This window comes from Thalassospira sp. UBA1131 (assembly GCF_002311515.1).
Classification (GTDB): Bacteria; Pseudomonadota; Alphaproteobacteria; order Rhodospirillales; family Thalassospiraceae; genus Thalassospira.
The window spans coordinates 135,904-136,896 of record NZ_DCAO01000044.1; the positions used below are offsets into that span (position 1 = coordinate 135,904).

Sequence of the window (993 nt, forward strand, 5' to 3'; positions counted from 1 at the left end):
GCCCTCGTCGGATCGGGCTTTGTCGGCTTTGCGATTGATCCACTGCCAGCCCTTTCGATCCCGGGCATCAGTGCCATTCCGATCATCGGCCCGATCCTGTTCGGGCAGGATTTTCTGGTATACCTATCAATCGCGGCTGTGATTGGCATCGCGTGGTTCCTGTCCAAATCGCGTGCGGGTCTCATTCTTAAGGCCGTTGGGGATTCCCATCATTCGGCGCATGCGATTGGCTATTCGGTGATCAAGATTCGCTATCTGGCCACCATGTTTGGTGGGGCGATGGCAGGCCTTGGTGGCGCGTATCTGTCGCTTTCATACACGCCGATGTGGGCAGAAAACATGACGGCCGGTCGCGGCTGGATCGCGCTGGCGCTTGTGGTGTTTGCCACGTGGCGTCCGGGACGTCTGGTTGCCGGGGCCTATATGTTTGGCCTGATTTCAGTGATGCAACTGCATGCCCAGGGTGCGGGTGTTCATGTGCCCAGCCAGTTCATGTCGATGTTGCCGTATCTGGCGACCGTGATCGTGCTGGTGATTATTTCAAGCGACCGTGCGAAAATCAGACTGAATGCGCCGGCCTGTATTGGTCAGGCGTTCAGGGCCGCCCAATAGGGTTTCGGCGGCCTTAACTGCGGGACCGGAACACGTTAAATGATGTTTCGGCCCGACGACGGGAGGAAGACTGTACTTGCCAAACCTCACACAAGCCGGGCAGGGCTTGGCCGGTTTGTCTGAGATTTGGTTTGTGCAGGAACGCGTCATTGATTGCGATCAGGAATTACGTATAAATCCTGATTGAGTGTCTAACAGGGAGACTGAAACTATGAATGCAAGCCTCGTGAAGCGCACACTTGCCGCCGTTGCGGCTGTTGGTGCCCTCGCAACCGGCATGGGTGCAGCCCAGGCCGAAGATGTTAAGGCCGGTTTTATCTATGTCGGCCCGATTGGTGACCATGGCTGGTCTTACCGTCATGACATTGGCCGTCAGGCCAT

At 56.7% G+C, this 993-nt stretch carries 1 protein-coding gene; it reads left to right on the forward strand.

The features are described from left to right. Positions 1–612 (forward strand): ABC transporter permease (locus B3Z49_RS07385; protein ID WP_296989482.1); only part of this gene is annotated, 612 nt, incomplete at its 5' end. Positions 613–993: the final 381 nt, after the last annotated feature.